This window comes from Nonomuraea sp. NPDC052265, from assembly GCF_044547985.1.
Taxonomy (GTDB): domain Bacteria; phylum Actinomycetota; class Actinomycetes; order Streptosporangiales; family Streptosporangiaceae; genus Nonomuraea.
In genome coordinates this window covers 874,521-890,459 of the sequence record NZ_JBIUBJ010000002.1, presented here as the reverse complement: position 1 = coordinate 890,459, position 15,939 = coordinate 874,521, and the positions used below count along the sequence as shown (strand labels likewise).

Below are 15,939 nucleotides of genomic sequence, written 5' to 3'. Positions count from 1 at the left end.
CACGGACGATGCGCTGGCCGATGCGCGGACTGATGCACCGTGCCCGCCATCGTCAGACACGACCGCCGCCGGGAAGGAAGGACCATGGACGCACTGCACGTGCTGTTCAACGCGGTCACCGTGATCTTCATCGCGGTCACCATGTTCGCCGCCGGCCTGGCGACCACCCTGCCGACGCTGCGTGCCGTCCTCACCGACCCGCCACTGCTCCTGCTGGCGCTGGCGGCCAATCTGGTGATCGTCCCGCTGCTCGGCTGGGGCCTTGCCGTCCTGTTCGCCTTGCCGGTCGCGGGGCTGATCGCTCTGGTCATGGTCGCCTCCTCGCCCGGCGGGCCGTTCGGGGTGAAGGTGACCATGGCGCAGAAAGGCGACATGGTTGCGGGCGCGGCGATGCAGGTGCTGCTGGCCGCCGTGGCCAGCCTCACCTTCGGGCCGACGGTCAGCGCCGTCCTCACCGCGGCCGGCGTCGGCGAGGGGGTCTCCCTTGACGTCGCCGCGCTGGTGCGGACCGTGGCCATCCTGCAACTCGCGCCGTTCGCCGTCGGGCTGGTGATACGCCACTACGCACCCTCCGCGGCACTGTCATGGCATCCGGCCGCCGGTGTGACATCGAACGTGACGTTCATCGTCGTGCTGGCGGGCATGCTCCTGGGCAGCTGGCGCGAGATCGTCGCCCTGCTGGGCTCGCGTACCCTGCTTGCCGGACTCGTGCTGGCCATCGCCACCTTCGCCGCCGGCACTGTGCTGGCCACCGGGCCACCCACACGTCGTACCACCATGGGCGGCATCGCGGCGGTTCGCAACGTCAGTCCCCCGCTGGCCGCCATCGGGATCGCCTTCGGCAACGACCAAGCCGTCCTGGGGGCGCTCGCCGCGGTGCTGATCAGCGGCCTGGTGACAGCTCTGCCGGTCGCCGCGCTGCTCGGCCGCGACCGGGACGACACCACCGGCTGAAGTCCTCGATGAGGCCCCCGCCGCAGGGCCCGCTCCCGGTCAGGTCCATTGTCCGGAACTTGACGCGGCCCACCGGCCGGTCAGCACGCCGGGGCTGTCGTCCCTGGCGCATCGCGGGCGGCCGATCGGGCCGCTCGTCAAGCCCAATCGCTTTTCGTCCGGAGCGCCTCAGCGGTTGCATGCACACCGGCCAGAGCCGATGCCGCGGCCCTTGGCGGCCGTCCGGATGAGCGCCTGCTCGACAACGACGGTCTCGATGGCGGAGCGCGAGGGCGAGCCTGCGGTCCCAGGCCCGGGTGAGGGGTGTCCGGCGCACCTCAACACGTTGCTTGCACGCCGACCAGCCGACCAGCCGGCTGCCTGCTCGGCACACCCGCATCCAGCACCACAGGACTCGCGGGACGACTTCCCTGCTCACCAACTGCCTCCTGGGTCGGCCCCGGCGACCACTACGGCACACTGCCCACGAACGGCGCGCCGATCAGGCCCGGAACTCCTATAGCTCCGGCGAGCCGCCGCTCAGTTGATCAGTGGGTACGCCGACGGGGCGCCAGCACCTCGGTGACCTTGGCGATGGCTTCGGCGCCGGGTTGGCGTCCTTCTCGCAACCGAAGCTGTCCCCAGCCCCAAAGTGGATCGATCGGCGCAGGTCACGGGGTCGGTGCCGAGCGTCGTGGAGACCAGGTTTCGGCACCAGGTGGCGGTGCTGAGCATGCTGCCGAATTGGTGCGGGAATCAAGGCCGATGCGTTGACCTGCGGCTATGCCGTTCCAAGGACCGGACAGAACCGCCGTTCTGTCCGGTCAGCGCTACCTGACGGCTGGGGACAGCTTCGGGAGAAGGGCGCCGTGACGAACGGCTGTGACCATGTGATGTATGGGGCCTCGCCCCGGCACTGCGGTCGCCGGCCTCAGCCGCCGGTCAGGCGGCGAGGCCGATTCCGATCACCACCGCCCAACGCCGCTTCATCCAGACGGGAGGCCCGGTGAGTGACGATCTTCCTCATTCGCGGTCGGATTTGTGGAACCCGGGAACCCGGCGCGGGCGGCCTTCGGTAGGCCGTCCGGAGCGTTCATCTAGGGGTGCCGGTAGTACGGGGGAAATTTCCGACGGAGATGCCTGACCTGCGAACCAAGTCGGCACGGCAGACCAGTCACCCGGCTGTGGTCGGAGCCTCGGCGGCGCGCGCGGCGTTGGCTTTGATCGCCTCCTGCAGCCACTCCGCCGCGCCCGGCCGGGTGTTCGCCTCGATGCCCGCCCGGTAACGCGGGTCCTCCACGTACAGGTAGCTCTTTTGAACGTGGAACTCGTGCGTCATGTCGTAGAACCAGCGGGCGATGTGCTGCAGCTGCGCCTCGGCCACGTCCATCGCCGCCTCGCTCGACGGGTCGACGCCGGCGTCCATCAGCTCACGGATCCGCGCCTCGATCGCCGCGTTGTCGCGGTTGATCTGCTCCCACTGCTTCTTGCCGTAGGCCGCGACGCGCTTCGCGGACTGCGCGTACGCAGTGCTGTCCCCCCACCGTTGCTCCACCTCGTCGAGGTACTCGCCTTCATGGTCGGCCCACTCGCCCCAGACCTCGCGTTTCTCCTCGTCGCTGAGCGGGGACCGGATCTTCTTGTCACTCATGGCCGAGACCGTACGGCCTGACGTTACGTGAGGGTCGAGCCGTTTTCGGCGGTGGGACCGCGATGGGCCGAATCCTGCGATTTCGCTGCCGGATGACTGGTCTGCCATGCCGACCCCCAGCACCAGGACCAGGGTGTTTTGCCTGATCGCATGGTCTATGGTGCAGGCCCGGATTTGTCAGCCTCGGATGTGAGGCGCCTTGAGTCAGGTTCCGGCCGCGGGGTCCCATGGCGGTTCAGTGCTCCTAGTGTGAAGCGCAAAGCCGCCCCCGTTCGCGGGCCGGAACCCCAGTCCCTGGAGTTCGGGATCGTCGACCGCGGTGACCACGCGTAGGGCGCCGGCCTCGGCTACCTCGCAGACCACGAGACGCACCAGGGCATCACGCACCCCTGATGGGACGCCGGGCTGGATGTGCACCAGGTCGAGACGGGCGATGGTGCGTCGCTTGTCCTCCCAGGACGCGGCGGCCTGACCGACAAAAGGTTCCCCGCGGGCGTTGTCGACGTAGGCCTGAAGCCAGCAGGCAAGCCTGGCCTCGGCGATCAGTTGCTTGGGAATGGTGACATCCATCCCGGCCCGAGCCAGCCAGGCGCCGGCCTCGGACAGAGGCGGAGAAACCGATGCCGGCAGCGATCCGAGAATGGAATGAACCCTCTCGAGGTCATCCGGCGAGGCCGAGAGCTCAAGGGCGTTGAGGTAAACCCGACTGATGAAGAACCCGGCGGGCCAGACGTCTGTGTCATCGTGAACGTCCAACAAGACATACCCGTCTCGAATCGTCCGGCCGCTTCGACGGACCAGCCCGGTATCGAGTTCCAGCCTAAGGCGGAAGGCGAAGTCTACGGCCCATCCATCCGGCGAGGTCACCGGCAGACCGGTGTACGAACCGCCGGTCCACGGACTCGCTGCCCCTCTCGGGAACTCGACCTTGATGGCGTAAGTGTTCGGATCTCGACGCCAATGGAAGATCACCAGCATGCCGTCGGACTCTGCCCTGACATCGACGCCGCCAGCCGGCACGAGTCCTATGACCCTTCTGAGATCCGCCGAGTCCTGACCAGCGACGGCCTCTTCATCACCCAGCAGGTGGGCGGCCAGAACCTCGACGAGGTCAACCAAGCCCTGGGCACACCTCCGCTCTCCCCCCGTGACTGGGATCTCGCGCGCGCCAGCGCCGCGCTGGCCGAGGCCGGACTAATCGTGACGTGGAGCCAGGAGGCGCAGGTGCGGACAACGTTCCACGACGTGGGCGCGCTCGTGCTGTTCTTGCGGATTGTCTCGTGGCAGGTGCCGGACTTCGACGTGGACCGCTATGCCCGCCGCCTGCGTGTTCTCCACGAGCAGATGGAGCGTGGCGGCGTGCTGACTGCTCACGCCCACCGCTTCATCCTCTTGGCCGCGCCCAACGATCGGATGGCTCGCCATAGTCAGGCGCGGTAGCGGCGAGCGGCGGTGTCAGGGCTGACATCCAAAACTGCGGCGATCTCGTCCCAGATGGCCCCAGCCGCTCGGTCGGCGGTGACGGCCGCGGCCAGGACGGCGCGGGCCTGGGCGAGCAGGGGCAGCGCGGCGGCGGTGTAGCCGGCGATGGACCCCAGTTTCCAGCCGGTCTGCTGGGTGGGCGGAGCGAGGTCTTCCGCGTGCAGATCCAGGGCCAGTTTCCCGGCTGCCTGACCGAGGTGTTCGGCCTGGTCACGGAGATGGCGGCGCTGCTTGCGGGTGTCGTCCTGGCGTTGGTGGCGCTGGGTGAGGGGACGCCAACGTCTGGCGCGTGTGCGGCCGAAGGCCCATCGGCAGGTGTCGGAGCAGTACTTGCGGGACCGGCCGCCGCGGTCGATAGGCGGAGGTAATGGCGCTTCGCAGTTCAGGCATTGCTCGGTTTGAGATCCCATAAGAGGCAACTCACCAAGGGTTTCGTGGCCGTATGGCTGCGGATCGGCCTGTCTCGTTTGATGGGTTTCGAGACACGGTAACCCGCAGCAGCGCGGTCACGAAACCTTTGTCCAGGATGACCTGGCGCGGGCGCTGCGGGTGAGACGGCGCGTCATCTGGGTGATCGCCGACCAGGTGATCATCATTTCGCTGTTCTGGGGCTGCCGCTCGTGATCACGGATGTTGCGGCGGGCGCGCAGCACCCACGACAGACTGCGTTCCGCCTCGGTCGCCGACGACGAGGTCGGCGAGGCCCTGGAGGCGTTGTGGGGGCACCGCAGCGGTCAACAGCTGGAACGCCCGCCGCGCGTCGGTGCTGTCTTGGCTGGGCTGGTGCCGCGAGCGCGGCCACGAGGCGCCGGTGATCCCGGCCTGGACCAAGCGGCTGACGGTGCCGGATTCCGATACCCCGGTCCGCTCGCGGGCCGCCATCGACCGGTTGATCGCCCGCCGGGAGGTGCATCTTCGGGAGAAGACGCTGTATCGGATGCTGTATGAGAGCGCCGGCCGGTCGGAAGAGATCTTGGGCGTGAACATCGAGGATCTGGACTTCGCGGGGCGCCGATGTCAGGTCAAGGCCAAGGGCGCACGGACCAAGGCCCGCCGTCGCGGCCAGGTGCGTGAGGACTTCGTGCTGGAGACCCTGTATTGGGATGCCGGCACCGCCCGGCAGCTGCCTCGTCTGCTGAAGGGCCGCACGCGCGGCCCGGTGTTCCTCACCCACCGCCGCCCCGGGCCCGGGAAGGTGGTCAACTCGCGGGACGTGTGCCCTGACACCGGGCTGGCCCGGCTGTCGTATGGGCAGGCCCGTGCCCTGCTGGATGAGCACACCGCCGTCGGCGGTCCGGGCACGGGCTGGGACCTGCACGAGTTCCGCCACTCGGCCCTGCCCCATCTCGGGCAGGCCGGAGCGAGCCTGCTGATGCTGATGGCCAAGTCCCGGCACAAGAAGCCGGAAAACCTGCGCCGCTACTTCAAGCCCTCCCCGGAATCGATCGCCGAGCTCACCAGCTTGCTCGCGCCCGGCGCCAGCAGGCGCTGAACCAGGAGGCAGCATCAGCTCGGGTCAGCGGTCGTGATCGGCGTTCCTCCACCACGCCAGGGTGCCCATCACGCCGGCCGCGCCGGTGGTCAGGACGAGCAGGATGCCGAGGGGGCCCGGAGGGGCGTGGCCGGGACCGGCGATGCCCGCGTACAGGCCGGGGACCGAGTCTTCTTCGCCACCCGGGAGGGCAGAGTGCGCGCCCGGATGGAGAGAGCGACCTGCTGGCCAATGAGGCTGCTCCCTGGGCACACCCGTCACGGACATCATGCCCCGACGCCACTTCGCAGCCTGTCGGGCCAGCAGGTCGGACACTTGAGCGTCGACCCCGTGACGGGGTTCGTCACCGGCTTCAACATGACCGTTGCCAGCAAACACAGCCACATGCAGACGGCGACGATCGAGCACGCCCGAAGCTGGGATCCCAACCTGTTCATCTGGATGGGCTGGGACGAACACGTTGACGGCTTGCCAACGTCGAAGTGGGGTACTGGCCGACGGTTGGGGATGCCGGGTGGGCGTCCAGTGCCGGGCCTGGAGGGTTTGGGTGCACCGGCTGTCTGGGCAAGCGCGGGACGCGGGTTCCGGAACCCGCTTAGGGTCGGGGCGGGCGGGGCTCGGACAAGTGACGAGGGCTCGTGGCGGACCCGATAGCTCGGAGGACCTGCAACTCTGACTAACGGAGGACTCGGTAGCGAAGATGAGCCTCACTCGCGAAGGCTGATGTATCGAGGCGCTCAAGCTCGATGTGCCGCCCAAGGCCTGCGAACAGCGAGATGCCGTCGCCGAGCAGCACCGGCGCAACGTCCAGGTGGAGCTCGTCGACGAGACCGAGCCGCAGGCACTGTCGTGAGATGGTTCCTCCGAGCAGGCTGACCCAGCCGTCCCCGGCCGCTTGCGTGGCCAGCCTGACGGCCTCGTTGATGTCGTCGACGACGAAGTTGTACGTGGTGCCGTCGCGCTCGATCGGCTCATGGGCGCTGTGGGTCATCAGGTAGACCGGGACCTTCAGCATGCCGCCATACGGGATCTCGCCGTCCTCGATGGTCTGGGTCTTGTTCGCGCCGCCGACCACCGCGCCGATCCGGCTCATCACTGTCTCGACGACGGCGTCATCCTCGGGAGCGGAGGGTCGGCCGAACATCCAGTCGACCCCGCCGTCCTCCTTTGCCATGAACCCGTCAAGAGTGATGGTCGCGTGGACGATCACGGTAGCCATAAGCCGCTCCTATCTCCGAGAGGTGAGTCGATCGACTCGCCTCTATTAACCTAATCGTGTTCGTGATGGTGAGTCAAGGAACTCACCTCGATGAGATACTGAACGGATGACACGTGGACGCTCCTCGTACCACCGTGCGGTGGCCGCGACCAATCGCGAGGCGATCCTCGCCGCCGCCGCGCAGCTCTTCCTGGAGTTCGGGTACGACCGCACGCCACTGGCACGTGTCGCCGAGCGCGCAGGGGTGTCCAAGGCGACGCTCTTCAAGCAGTTCCCGACCAAGGCCGAGCTCTTCGAGGCAACGGTGCTCGCGGCAGGCGGATCGTCGGCTCCGGAACCGGTCGAGATCCCGACCGGCGACCTCTACGCGGGCTTGGTGGTGCTAGGTCGCGCGTATTCGGAACTGTTGACTCGTCCTCACATGGTCGCCCTGATGCGAACCGTGATCGCCGAATCGCACCACTTCCCCGAACTGCGCGAGCGGACCTTCGACTTCGGCACGCTGCCTGTGCTGCAGGCGCTGGGGCGCTATCTGCGGGAGGCACACTCCGCAGGAAGCGCCGACATCGATGATCCGGATCTGGCATCCGCACAGTTCCTCGGCATGATCGCATCCGCGATCTTCTGGCCGCGCCTCACGCACGGTACGTGGTCGATCACCAAGGAAGAGCAGTCGCGAGCGGTCGACGAAGCAGCCCGGACGATCGCCGCGCGCTTCGCAACTCCCTGACGTGATTTCCTGCGCATCGCCGGGGACGAGGTCGTCCGCCTGGCCCTCGTCTCAGGACGGAACATCCGCCGCGGTCCCGGCTATTCGGTCCGCATGGTGGCCCCGCTTGCACTTCACCGCGCCATGCTGGAGCAAAGTGCTGCCGCCGCCGACAGCGCCGGCCCGGCTGAGCGCAAGGCGCACCGGGTGTACGCCGCTCGCGTCGCAGCCGCCGAGGCCACCCGGCCGCATAGGCCGTGACCTGCGAAAACCCTTCGGCGAGACATATCCGAACGGAAAGTCACGGCAAGCCGCTCAACTCCGCGCTGCCAACGGGAATTTTCGTTCGGATGCTCGTCATGCCCCTAGACCACGCCAGGGTCGTTGTCGCCAGTGGGCCCCGGCCGCGCCGAGGCTCTACGAGGCGGATCTCCCCCTGGTCTGGGATAACAGTCGGATGCCTCAGTCATCGATCTCGCTGCCGGCCAGGTGGCCGCTCGCACCGTCCAGTGCCGCCGACTGGCTGCGGGAACTCGCCGGAGACGGGCTCACCGGCTTCATGTGGAAACGGTTGCGCTGGGCCGACCTCGCGCAACGCAGCGGCGACCCGGTAGTCCCCGACGGCCTCCTGCCCTGCTACCGCTGCTTCCCCTCCGTCCCTATCAACGGCAGCTGGCCCATCACGATCGCTCCGCCGACCGAGGGCAGCATGGACCGCGATACCTGGAACCGCCTGATCGGACTGCTTCGCGCCTATAGCCCTGCGGGCGCGGGCACCCGCTCCCTGGCCTACTACAGCCCGCTAATGCTCGGGGCCACCGATTTCGACAACCTCCAGGTGCGTGCGGGTCGCCTCGGCGATGCCGAGATCTTGTACGACAACCCCGAGGTCGACTTCAGCCCATCCAACTTCTGGGCCGAGGACCGCTCGTGGGTCATCTGCACCGACTACGACCTGTGGGCCACCAAGGTGGCCGGGCCCGCCTCGCTTATCGACGCACTGCTGAAAGACTCCGAGATCGAGGCGGTACGGCTGCCCTGGGCACCTTGACCGGGGGGCCGTTAAGAATCGCCGCACCAGGGTGAGGTAACCGAAAGGTTCGAGGCGGTGGTAGAGGTGTTCCGTATAGCTGTTCCGGTGAAGGGGGCCTAACCGGAACACTGGAGACCGTGAACGCCCCCCGCGTCGGATACACCCGCTGTTCCACCGACGAACAAGACGTGATCGTCCAGACCGGGCAGCTGCTCGCGCTCGGCGTGGCCGAAGACCGAATCTACGTCGATCGCGGCTTCTCCGGCACCACCCGCCGCAACCGCGCCGGCCTCGACCAGGCCCTCGCCGCCGTCTGGGACGGATCGGTGTTCACCGTCACCAAGTTCGACCGGTTCGCCCGCAACATGGCCGAGGCCAACGACATCCTTACGGGCCTGTCCGGCCGCGGCGTCTTGTTCGGGCTGGGCGGCTCGGTCTACGACTGGAACGACCCGTTCGGCCGGCTGTTCCTGCAGACCCTGGCCATGGTCGCCGAGTTCGAAGCGAACATCGGGCACCAGCGCACCCGCGAGGGCATGGCCCTGGCCAAGAAGAACGGCAAGCTCAAGGGCAAGCAGCCCAAACTGCCCGAGCCCGCACGCCGCTCCATCCGGCGCCGCTACGCCGAGGGCGAGGTGTCCCTGGCCGACCTGGCCACCGAGTACAGCGTCGGACGCTCCACCATCCACCGCATCATCCATGGCCAGGAAAGCCCCAGGTAGAACGCGGAATCAACTTCTACTTTGCGGCTCGCCGTAGCTATAGGAGTTCCAGGCCGATCAGGTGGAATCCGCAGAAGGGCGGAACCGAATCCCCGACTCAGGGCGGGCAACGACAAGATCGTGGTCCGGCGTCCCGTCAATGCATGTACGTGATAATGGCCTATTACCACGTACATGAGCGATCATGGCGGCGCGGCGACCAGGAGAACCCTTCGCCGGGGCGCTGCGCGACTCCGGCACGTTATCCAGTACATCGCGGCGAACGTCGCACGGCGGCCGACATGAGCGCCGGGCCGAAAGTCTCCGCCCTGCGCGGCTGGCACGTCACCCTCGCCGCAGCCGCCGACGCCTTCCTGACCACCCCGCGCACGGCCAACCCCAACACCCACCGCGCCTACGCCTCGGCCGTCGACCGCGTCACTGCGCTGCTCGGCCGCGATCGGCCGCTCGCCGAGATCGCCGACGCCGAGATCGGCGGCGCGCTCGCCGAGCTGTGGGGAGCGAGCGCGCCGGCGACCTGGAACCGCAACCGCGCCGCCATCGCCTCCTGGCTGGCCTGGTGCCAGGCCAAGAAGCACTGGGCCGCGCCATCGGTCCCGGCCGACGCCGAACGCCGCAGGGAAAGCGCCGACGAGACCCGTGCCGTGGCCAAGACCACGATCCATCGACTGCTGTCGCGCCGCGACATCCCGCTACGTGAGCGGGCGCTGTGGCGGATGCTCTACGAGACCGCAGCCCGGGCTGCCGAGATCCTGGCGCTGAACGTCGAGGACCTCGACCTGGAGCACCGGCGCGCCCCCGTCCGGTCCAAGGGCGGCGCCGTCGAGTGGGTGTACTGGGACAGCGGCACCGCCCACCTGCTGCCCCGGCTACTCCGGCTCCCGGACGGCAGCACGCGCACGCACGGCCCGCTGTTCCTGTCCGAACGCCGCCCCGTCCCCGCCCGCCGCCCGGCCGCCGCCGACATCTGCCCGCACACCGGCCGCGCCCGCCTCGGCTACGACCGCGCCCGCGTCCTGCTGGAAAAGTACGCCGGGCTCGACCTGCACCAGCTGCGCCACAGCGCCGCCACCCACCTCGGCGAGGCCGAGGTCCCGCTGCAGCTCATCATGGGCAAGACCCGGCACAAGAACCCCCGCACCGCGATGCGCTACGTCAAACCCGGCGCCGAAGCCATCGCCAAGGTCACCGAGGTGCTGGCGCCCCGTCGCCGTACCCACTGATCAACTGAGTGGCGGCTCGCCGGAGCTATAGGAGTTCCGGGCCGTGACGGGTGTCTACTCGCTGTGCAGAACCTTGGCGATCGTCAGGCGTGCCGCCGACCTGGCTGGGAGCAGCGCGCCGAGGACGGCGATCGTGACGCCCGCCGACGCCAGCAGGACCAGTTGCGGCACGTGCCAGACGGCCTTCATGGAGTCGGGGAAGACGACTGAGCCCACGTTGTCCACGACGATGCGGTGCCCGGCCATCCCGAGCGGGATGCCCAGCAGCCCGGAGGCCGCGCCCAGCAACGCCATGGAGGTCGTCGTCATCGCCGTGACCTGCCACGGCGTCATGCCGATCGATTTGAGCATGCCCAGGTCGCGGCGTCGTTCCCTGGTGTTCAGCAGGACGGTGTTGAAGACGCCCAGTGCCGCCACAAGCGTGAGCAGTACGGTGAACACCGAGGAGAAGCCGACCACGGTGGCGGTGTCGATGGACTCGCCCTTGTCCGCGTCGATCTCCGCGCGCAGGCCGGGGTCGGCGGCCTTGACCGCCTGGGCGTAGGCCTTGGCGTCGGTGCCGGGCTTGAGCCGGACCTGATAGAGGTCGGCCTGGAGCCGCGGGGCGAGCGTGTGCAGTGTCTCCCATGAGGACCAGATGAAGCGGGGGCCGCCCTCCATGGCCTCGCCGACGATGCTCGCCCGCGTCTGTTCGCCTTTCAGCACCAGCGTTATCTGGTCGCCCACTTTGAGCCCGCGCTGGGACAGGAAGGCCGGCGGGACGACGACTTCGCCCGGCCCTTCCAGCCAGCGCCCGCTGACGATCTTGGAGGCCAGGCCCGGCGTGTCCCCCCGCAGGAATTGGACGTCGAGCGGCTGCCGTTGTCCGGCGAGGTCCACGCCCACGAAGACGCCGGCGGTGACCGTGAGGGTGCCGGGAAGGGAGCGCAGCATCGCCTCGGACTGTGGATCGCTCAGCTTGCGCGCGGCACCCATCCCCGGCCTGTTGGCGCGCACGAAGAACTCGGTGATCTTCCCGCCGCTGCTGGCCTTGTTGAAGGCGAGGATCGTGCTGGTCAAGCCGGTGGAGAGGGTCACCGTGGTCACCCCGAGCACGATGGCGGCCATAGTCATGGCCGAGCGTCCTGGGCGGGCGAACGGCTGGGCCAGGCCGAGGCTGACCGAGCGGGGCAGCCGGGTCCCGCCGAGCAGGCGCTGCATCCGCAGGCCGCGCCTGGCGCGTGGCGCGCCACCCGTGCTGATCGCCAGCGCGGCGGGCAGCCGGTGCGCCCGAAGGGCGGGGAACAGCGCGGCGACCACGGCGAGGGCGGGCATGCCGAGGAGGCAGACGACCGGCACCCAGGCACCGACGGCGATAGCGGCGGTGCCGGTCTCGACCCCCTCGAAGGCACTCTCCAGCACCGGGGCGGTGAGCAGGCCTCCGAGCGCGGTGCCCAAAACACTGCCGGTCACGGCGGGCAGGCAGACCATGACCAGGTAGACCGCGACCACCTGGTTGGGCGTGAAGCCCAGGGCTTTGAGCACGCCGATGTGCCGGAAGCCCGAGATGACCGCGCCGCTGATCACGTTGCCGACGATCAGAACGGAGACGACCAGCCCGAGGACGCCGAAGAGCGACATGAAGGGCAGGTAGTCGTCGCTCGGCCCGGAGAAGGCCGCCTTGATGGACAGATAGGAACGGGAGGCGTCCAGCGATCCCTGAGGCAGCTTCGCGGTGACGCCGGCCAGGCTCGCACGCACCTGCTCCTGTGTCGCGGCGGAGGTGAATCGGTAAAGCATCTGGGCGGTCGGCGGCTTGAACGTGGTCAGCTGCTCGGGCACGACCCAGGCCCCCGCGGACTGGCTCATGCTGGTGGCGAAGCCGACGACGGTGAGCGCCACGCCCCCGGGGAGTTCGAGCTTCGAGCCCAGGGCTCCGGGCTTGGGCGGGACGTCGAAACGCTGGTTGATCGCGACCTCGCCGGGAGCGGCCGGCCAGCGCCCGTGCACGATCTGGACGCGGTCCACCACGCCCCCGGGGTCGGCCCTGCCCACCACCGTGAGCGGGCCCGCCGGGACGGCTCGCGCGCCCTTGGGAACCGCGAGCACCATCTGGTCGAACGGACCCGCCGCGGCCTCGACGCCCGGCAAGCGCGTAGTCTCCTCCACCTGCGCGCGAGAGACCTTCGAGGTGTCAAAGGAGGCGACCACGTGGGCGCCGTTCTGCTCGTCGAATGCCTTGTCGAAGGGAGAGGAGGCGGCGTCGAGCAGCCCCAGCGCGAGCATGGCCGTGGTGGCCGAGCAGAGCACGACCAGCCCGATCACCGCCGTCTGGAGCCTGCGCCGCCATGCCGCCGCGCGGGCGGCTCGCCACACCGCGCTCACGAGGCCGGCTCGAGCATGCTCTCGCACAGCACCTGGCCGTCGGCCAACTCGATCAGGCGGGTGGCACAGCGGGAGGCCAGGCGCGGGTCGTGGGTGACGATCAGCAGGGTGTGGCCGAGCCTGTTGAGGTCGTTCAGCAGGTTCATCACCTGTTCGCCCGAGCGGCTGTCCAAGGCGCCGGTCGGTTCGTCGGCCAGCAGCAGGGCCGGGCGGTTCATCAGGGCTCTGGCCACGGCGACGCGCTGCCGCTCCCCACCGCTCAGCGTCGCCGGATAGTTGTCCGCGCGGTGGGCCACGCCGAGCTTCTCGAGGAGCTCGTGCGCGTGCTTGCGCGCTTGTCGGGCGGAGGTTCCGGACAGTTGCGCGGCCAGGGCGATGTTGTCCAGGGCGGGCAGGTCGTCGATGAGGTTGAAGAACTGGAAGATCATGCCGATGTGCCTGCGCCGGAACAGGGCCAGCCTGGTCTCGTTCATGGTGCCCAGGTCCTCACCCTGGACCACGATGCTCCCCGAGGTCGGGCGGTCCAGGCCGGCGACCATGTTGAGCAGGGTCGACTTGCCGCAGCCCGAGGGTCCCATCACCGCGACCGATTCCCCGGGGCGGATCTGGAGTGACACGCCGTTCAGCGCCGCGGCATCGCCGTACTTCTTGAGCAGGCCGTCGACCCGCACGACGGGCTCTTGAGCGATGGTGTCTGCATTCATGGCTCGCCAGCGTGGCCCGCCGAGGCGAGAGCCCAGCGTGAGCCGGGAAAGAGGACGGTAAGAAAGATCGCCCCCCACCGCGACGAAAGCGGCGAAGTTGGCACAATTCGCAGGTGACGTACACCGTGCTGCTCGCTGAGGACGACGGGCCCATCCGGAAGTCTCTAGGACGTGCCCTCCATCTGGAGGGGTACCGGGTGATCGCTGTGCCTGACGGAGTGCAGGCATTGGCCGCCGCGCACCGAGAGCGCCCCGACGTTCTGGTGCTGGATGTGATGATGCCCAGCGTCGATGGACTGGGCGTGTGCCAGGTGCTGCGCGCCGAGGGCGACCGTACGCCGATTCTGATGCTCACCGCCCGGGTCGAGACCTCCGACCGGGTCGCCGGCCTGGACGCCGGGGCCGACGACTACATGGCCAAGCCGTTCGACATCGAGGAGCTGTTCGCCCGCCTGCGCGCGCTGCTGCGCCGCGCAGGCGCCGGAGAGGAAAACAACAGCGTGCTCCAGATCGCCGATCTGCGCCTGGATCCCGACGCCAGGCGCGCCTGGCGCGGCGCGCGGGAACTGGCCCTGTCGCGCACCGAGTTCGACCTGCTGGAACTGCTGGCCCGCAACGAGGGCATCGTGCTCGAACACTCCACCATCTACGAACGCATCTGGGGTTACGATTTCGGTCCAGGGTCGAAGAACCTCACCGTCTACATCGGCTACCTGCGCCGCAAGCTCGATCCGCCCGGACATCCGCCGCTGATCCACACCGTGCGCGGGATCGGCTACACGCTGAGGCAGCCATGACCCGGCGCAGCCTGCGCACCACCGTGGCCCTCGCCTTCGCCTGCCTGGTCGCCCTGGCCACAGCGGTGGTCGGCGGGCTCAGCTACGAGACCGCCGCCGGCATGGTGCGCGCCGATGAGGAATCCGTCTTCGCCGGGGTCGTCAACGACCTGCAGGTCCAGGTACGGCAAGGCCGGTTCACGGCCGAGGACTTCACCACTGACAACCCACGCCAAAACGTCCTGCCCAAGCTGTTGCGCGCCACGCGGATCTCCATCCAGGTCCTCGGACCCCAAGGAAACCCGGTCGGCAGCGAACGCCCCGTTCCGCTCCCCTTCGACCGAGCCGACCGCGTCCTCGCCCCCGAACAGCGCGCCGGAGCGGGCAACCAGCGCGAGGTCGCCCTCGGCGGATCCCGCTATCGCACCGCCACGGTGGCGCTCGGCGACGGTCGCGGCGCGATCCGCATCGCCCAGCGACTCAGCGACACACAAACCCTGCTGTCGCAGCTCCAGCAGTACATCATGTTGCTGGCCGGAGCCGTCATCGTCATCGCGGGAGCCGCGGGATGGTGGCTGGCACGCCGGATAACCCGCCGCCTGACGCGGCTGGCCGCCATGACCGAGGAGGTCGCCTCCACCGGCAAACTGGACCTGGTCGTGCCCGTCACCGGAGACGATGAGATCGGCCGACTCGGGCATTCCTTCCACGACATGCTCGGCCGGCTCGCCCGCGCCAAACAGGACCAGCAGCGCCTCGTCCAAGACGCCGGGCACGAGCTGCGCACCCCGCTGACCAGCCTGCGCACCAACGTCTCGACCCTGCAGCGCTTCGGCGAACTCCCGCCCGAAACCCAAGCCGACCTTCTCAACGACCTGAACCAGGAAGCGCGCGAGCTGACCCACCTGGTCAACGAACTGGTGCAGCTGGCGGCCCACGAACGCGACGATGAGGAGCCGGTCGACCTCCAGCTCGCCGAGCTCGCCGAGCACGTCGCCGCCACCGCTCGCCGACGCACCCAGCGGGACATCCTGGTGCACGCCATCCCAGTCGTCGTCACCGCACGCCGCGCCGCACTGCAGCGCGCCATCTCCAACCTCCTGGACAACGCCGCGAAATTCGACCCTGACGGCACCCACCCCATCGAACTGATCGCGGACGGCAGCAGAATCGAAGTCCGCGACCGCGGGCCCGGCATCGACGAGGACGACCTGGAGCGCGTCTTCGACCGCTTCTACCGCGCCGTGGCCACCCGCGCACTCCCCGGATCCGGCCTGGGCCTTGCCATCGTCAAAGACGTCGCACTCCGCCACGGCGGCACCCCCTTCGCCGCCAACCGGCCCAACGGCGGAGCCATCGTCGGTTTCACCCTTGGCAAACGATGACAGATCCGGGCAAGGCGGCTATGACACCAGGAGACCAGATGCGGCACCGCTGCACGCTAGGTGTTGCCGCCTCTGGGGCTCCAGGTGACGACGCCCGCGTGATCCCGACACCCATACCGGGTCGTACGCTGACCAGATCACCGCGGCCACCCAGGGGCTGGAGGGCGCTGTCGAGGTGCTGGAGGAACTGGCCGCCAAGGCCAAGGCCTACGAGGCGTCCACAGCCCGGGGCCGGTAGGCCGTCCA

The 15,939-nt window shown here is 68.8% G+C and carries 16 protein-coding genes; 9 read left to right on the top strand and 7 right to left on the bottom strand.

Translation table 11 applies throughout. The features are described 5' to 3' along the window. Positions 1–84: 84 nt before the first annotated feature. Positions 85–954, top strand: coding sequence for a bile acid:sodium symporter family protein (locus tag ACIHAD_RS09300; protein WP_397353834.1), 870 nt, complete (start codon positions 85–87; stop codon positions 952–954). 1,153 nt (positions 955–2,107) lie between these two features. Here the strand turns inward: ACIHAD_RS09300 and ACIHAD_RS09295 are convergent. Then, positions 2,108–2,584 carry a TipAS antibiotic-recognition domain-containing protein gene (locus ACIHAD_RS09295; RefSeq protein ID WP_397353833.1) on the bottom strand — a complete coding sequence of 159 codons (477 nt, stop codon included), beginning with the start codon at positions 2,582–2,584 and terminating at the stop codon, positions 2,108–2,110. 204 nt (positions 2,585–2,788) lie between these two features. After that, complete coding sequence (locus ACIHAD_RS09290) at positions 2,789–3,562, bottom strand: hypothetical protein (RefSeq protein WP_397353832.1); 774 nt, start codon at positions 3,560–3,562, stop codon at positions 2,789–2,791. On the opposite strand from ACIHAD_RS09290, the gene ACIHAD_RS09285 reads away from it, so the two are divergent. Then, entirely contained in the window at positions 3,545–4,024 is a 480-nt protein-coding gene (locus ACIHAD_RS09285; protein WP_397353831.1) for a hypothetical protein, read from the top strand. The two genes, ACIHAD_RS09290 and ACIHAD_RS09285, sit on opposite strands and share 18 nt — an antisense overlap. On the opposite strand, the gene ACIHAD_RS09280 is transcribed toward ACIHAD_RS09285, so the two are convergent. Further along, positions 4,012–4,476, bottom strand: a complete 465-nt coding sequence (locus ACIHAD_RS09280) for a hypothetical protein (protein ID WP_397353830.1) — start codon at positions 4,474–4,476, stop codon at positions 4,012–4,014. The genes ACIHAD_RS09285 and ACIHAD_RS09280 overlap by 13 nt on opposite strands. Before the next feature lie 96 nt (positions 4,477–4,572). Further along, positions 4,573–4,719 (bottom strand): hypothetical protein, encoded by a 147-nt coding sequence (locus ACIHAD_RS09275; RefSeq protein WP_397353829.1) that lies wholly within the window; start codon positions 4,717–4,719, stop codon positions 4,573–4,575. Positions 4,720–4,829: 110 nt separating this feature from the next. On the opposite strand from ACIHAD_RS09275, the gene ACIHAD_RS09270 reads away from it, so the two are divergent. Further along, on the top strand, positions 4,830–5,558 hold the full coding sequence (locus tag ACIHAD_RS09270; protein WP_397353828.1) for a site-specific integrase: 729 nt from the start codon (positions 4,830–4,832) through the stop codon (positions 5,556–5,558). A gap of 676 nt (positions 5,559–6,234) precedes the next feature. On the opposite strand, the gene ACIHAD_RS09265 is transcribed toward ACIHAD_RS09270, so the two are convergent. Next, complete coding sequence (locus ACIHAD_RS09265) at positions 6,235–6,777, bottom strand: dihydrofolate reductase family protein (protein WP_346150023.1); 543 nt, start codon at positions 6,775–6,777, stop codon at positions 6,235–6,237. A 139-nt stretch (positions 6,778–6,916) separates the two neighbouring features. Here ACIHAD_RS09265 and ACIHAD_RS09260 point away from each other — a divergent pair, with 139 nt between their 5' ends. The 4 genes from ACIHAD_RS09260 to ACIHAD_RS09245 all read left to right on the top strand — a co-directional run bounded on the left by ACIHAD_RS09260 (position 6,917) and on the right by ACIHAD_RS09245 (position 10,464). Then, on the top strand, positions 6,917–7,507 hold the full coding sequence (locus ACIHAD_RS09260; protein WP_397353827.1) for a TetR/AcrR family transcriptional regulator: 591 nt from the start codon (positions 6,917–6,919) through the stop codon (positions 7,505–7,507). 436 nt (positions 7,508–7,943) lie between these two features. Further along, positions 7,944–8,537, top strand: coding sequence for a hypothetical protein (locus tag ACIHAD_RS09255; RefSeq protein WP_397353826.1), 594 nt, complete (start codon positions 7,944–7,946; stop codon positions 8,535–8,537). Positions 8,538–8,656: 119 nt separating this feature from the next. After that, the gene (locus tag ACIHAD_RS09250) at positions 8,657–9,241 is read left to right on the top strand and encodes a recombinase family protein (RefSeq protein WP_397353825.1); all 585 of its coding nucleotides are present in this window, start codon (positions 8,657–8,659) and stop codon (positions 9,239–9,241) included. 281 nt (positions 9,242–9,522) lie between these two features. After that, positions 9,523–10,464 (top strand): tyrosine-type recombinase/integrase, encoded by a 942-nt coding sequence (locus tag ACIHAD_RS09245; RefSeq protein WP_397353824.1) that lies wholly within the window; start codon positions 9,523–9,525, stop codon positions 10,462–10,464. A gap of 54 nt (positions 10,465–10,518) precedes the next feature. Here the strand turns inward: ACIHAD_RS09245 and ACIHAD_RS09240 are convergent, their stop codons facing one another. Both ACIHAD_RS09240 and ACIHAD_RS09235 read right to left on the bottom strand, forming a co-directional pair. Continuing rightward, a complete protein-coding gene (locus tag ACIHAD_RS09240) occupies positions 10,519–12,828 on the bottom strand; it encodes an FtsX-like permease family protein (protein ID WP_397353823.1) in 2,310 nt (769 codons plus the stop codon). Then, positions 12,825–13,532: an ABC transporter ATP-binding protein gene (locus tag ACIHAD_RS09235; RefSeq protein ID WP_397353822.1), complete on the bottom strand. Its 708-nt coding sequence runs from the start codon at positions 13,530–13,532 to the stop codon at positions 12,825–12,827. The genes ACIHAD_RS09240 and ACIHAD_RS09235 overlap by 4 nt, the downstream gene beginning before the upstream one ends. Positions 13,533–13,645: 113 nt before the next feature. Between ACIHAD_RS09235 and ACIHAD_RS09230 the strand changes: the two genes are divergently transcribed. Then, positions 13,646–14,329 carry a response regulator transcription factor gene (locus ACIHAD_RS09230; protein WP_397353821.1) on the top strand — a complete coding sequence of 228 codons (684 nt, stop codon included), beginning with the start codon at positions 13,646–13,648 and terminating at the stop codon, positions 14,327–14,329. Further along, the gene (locus tag ACIHAD_RS09225; protein ID WP_397353820.1) at positions 14,326–15,693 is read left to right on the top strand and encodes an ATP-binding protein; all 1,368 of its coding nucleotides are present in this window, start codon (positions 14,326–14,328) and stop codon (positions 15,691–15,693) included. Before ACIHAD_RS09230 ends, ACIHAD_RS09225 begins: the two co-directional genes overlap by 4 nt. The last annotated feature ends 246 nt before the right edge of the window (positions 15,694–15,939 follow it).

What these genes read in the sequence shown, in the direction of transcription:
- ACIHAD_RS09300 (WP_397353834.1), top strand. Translation starts at nt 85, where the DNA reads ATGGACGCACTGCACGTGCTGTTCAACGCGGTCACCGTGATCTTCATC.
- ACIHAD_RS09295 (WP_397353833.1), bottom strand. Translation starts at nt 2,584, where the DNA reads ATGAGTGACAAGAAGATCCGGTCCCCGCTCAGCGACGAGGAGAAACGC.
- ACIHAD_RS09285 (WP_397353831.1), top strand. Translation starts at nt 3,545, where the DNA reads ATGGAAGATCACCAGCATGCCGTCGGACTCTGCCCTGACATCGACGCC.
- ACIHAD_RS09290 (WP_397353832.1), bottom strand. Translation starts at nt 3,562, where the DNA reads ATGCTGGTGATCTTCCATTGGCGTCGAGATCCGAACACTTACGCCATC.
- ACIHAD_RS09280 (WP_397353830.1), bottom strand. Translation starts at nt 4,476, where the DNA reads ATGGGATCTCAAACCGAGCAATGCCTGAACTGCGAAGCGCCATTACCT.
- ACIHAD_RS09265 (WP_346150023.1), bottom strand. Translation starts at nt 6,777, where the DNA reads ATGGCTACCGTGATCGTCCACGCGACCATCACTCTTGACGGGTTCATG.
- ACIHAD_RS09255 (WP_397353826.1), top strand. Translation starts at nt 7,944, where the DNA reads ATGCCTCAGTCATCGATCTCGCTGCCGGCCAGGTGGCCGCTCGCACCG.
- ACIHAD_RS09245 (WP_397353824.1), top strand. Translation starts at nt 9,523, where the DNA reads ATGAGCGCCGGGCCGAAAGTCTCCGCCCTGCGCGGCTGGCACGTCACC.
- ACIHAD_RS09235 (WP_397353822.1), bottom strand. Translation starts at nt 13,532, where the DNA reads ATGAATGCAGACACCATCGCTCAAGAGCCCGTCGTGCGGGTCGACGGC.
- ACIHAD_RS09225 (WP_397353820.1), top strand. Translation starts at nt 14,326, where the DNA reads ATGACCCGGCGCAGCCTGCGCACCACCGTGGCCCTCGCCTTCGCCTGC.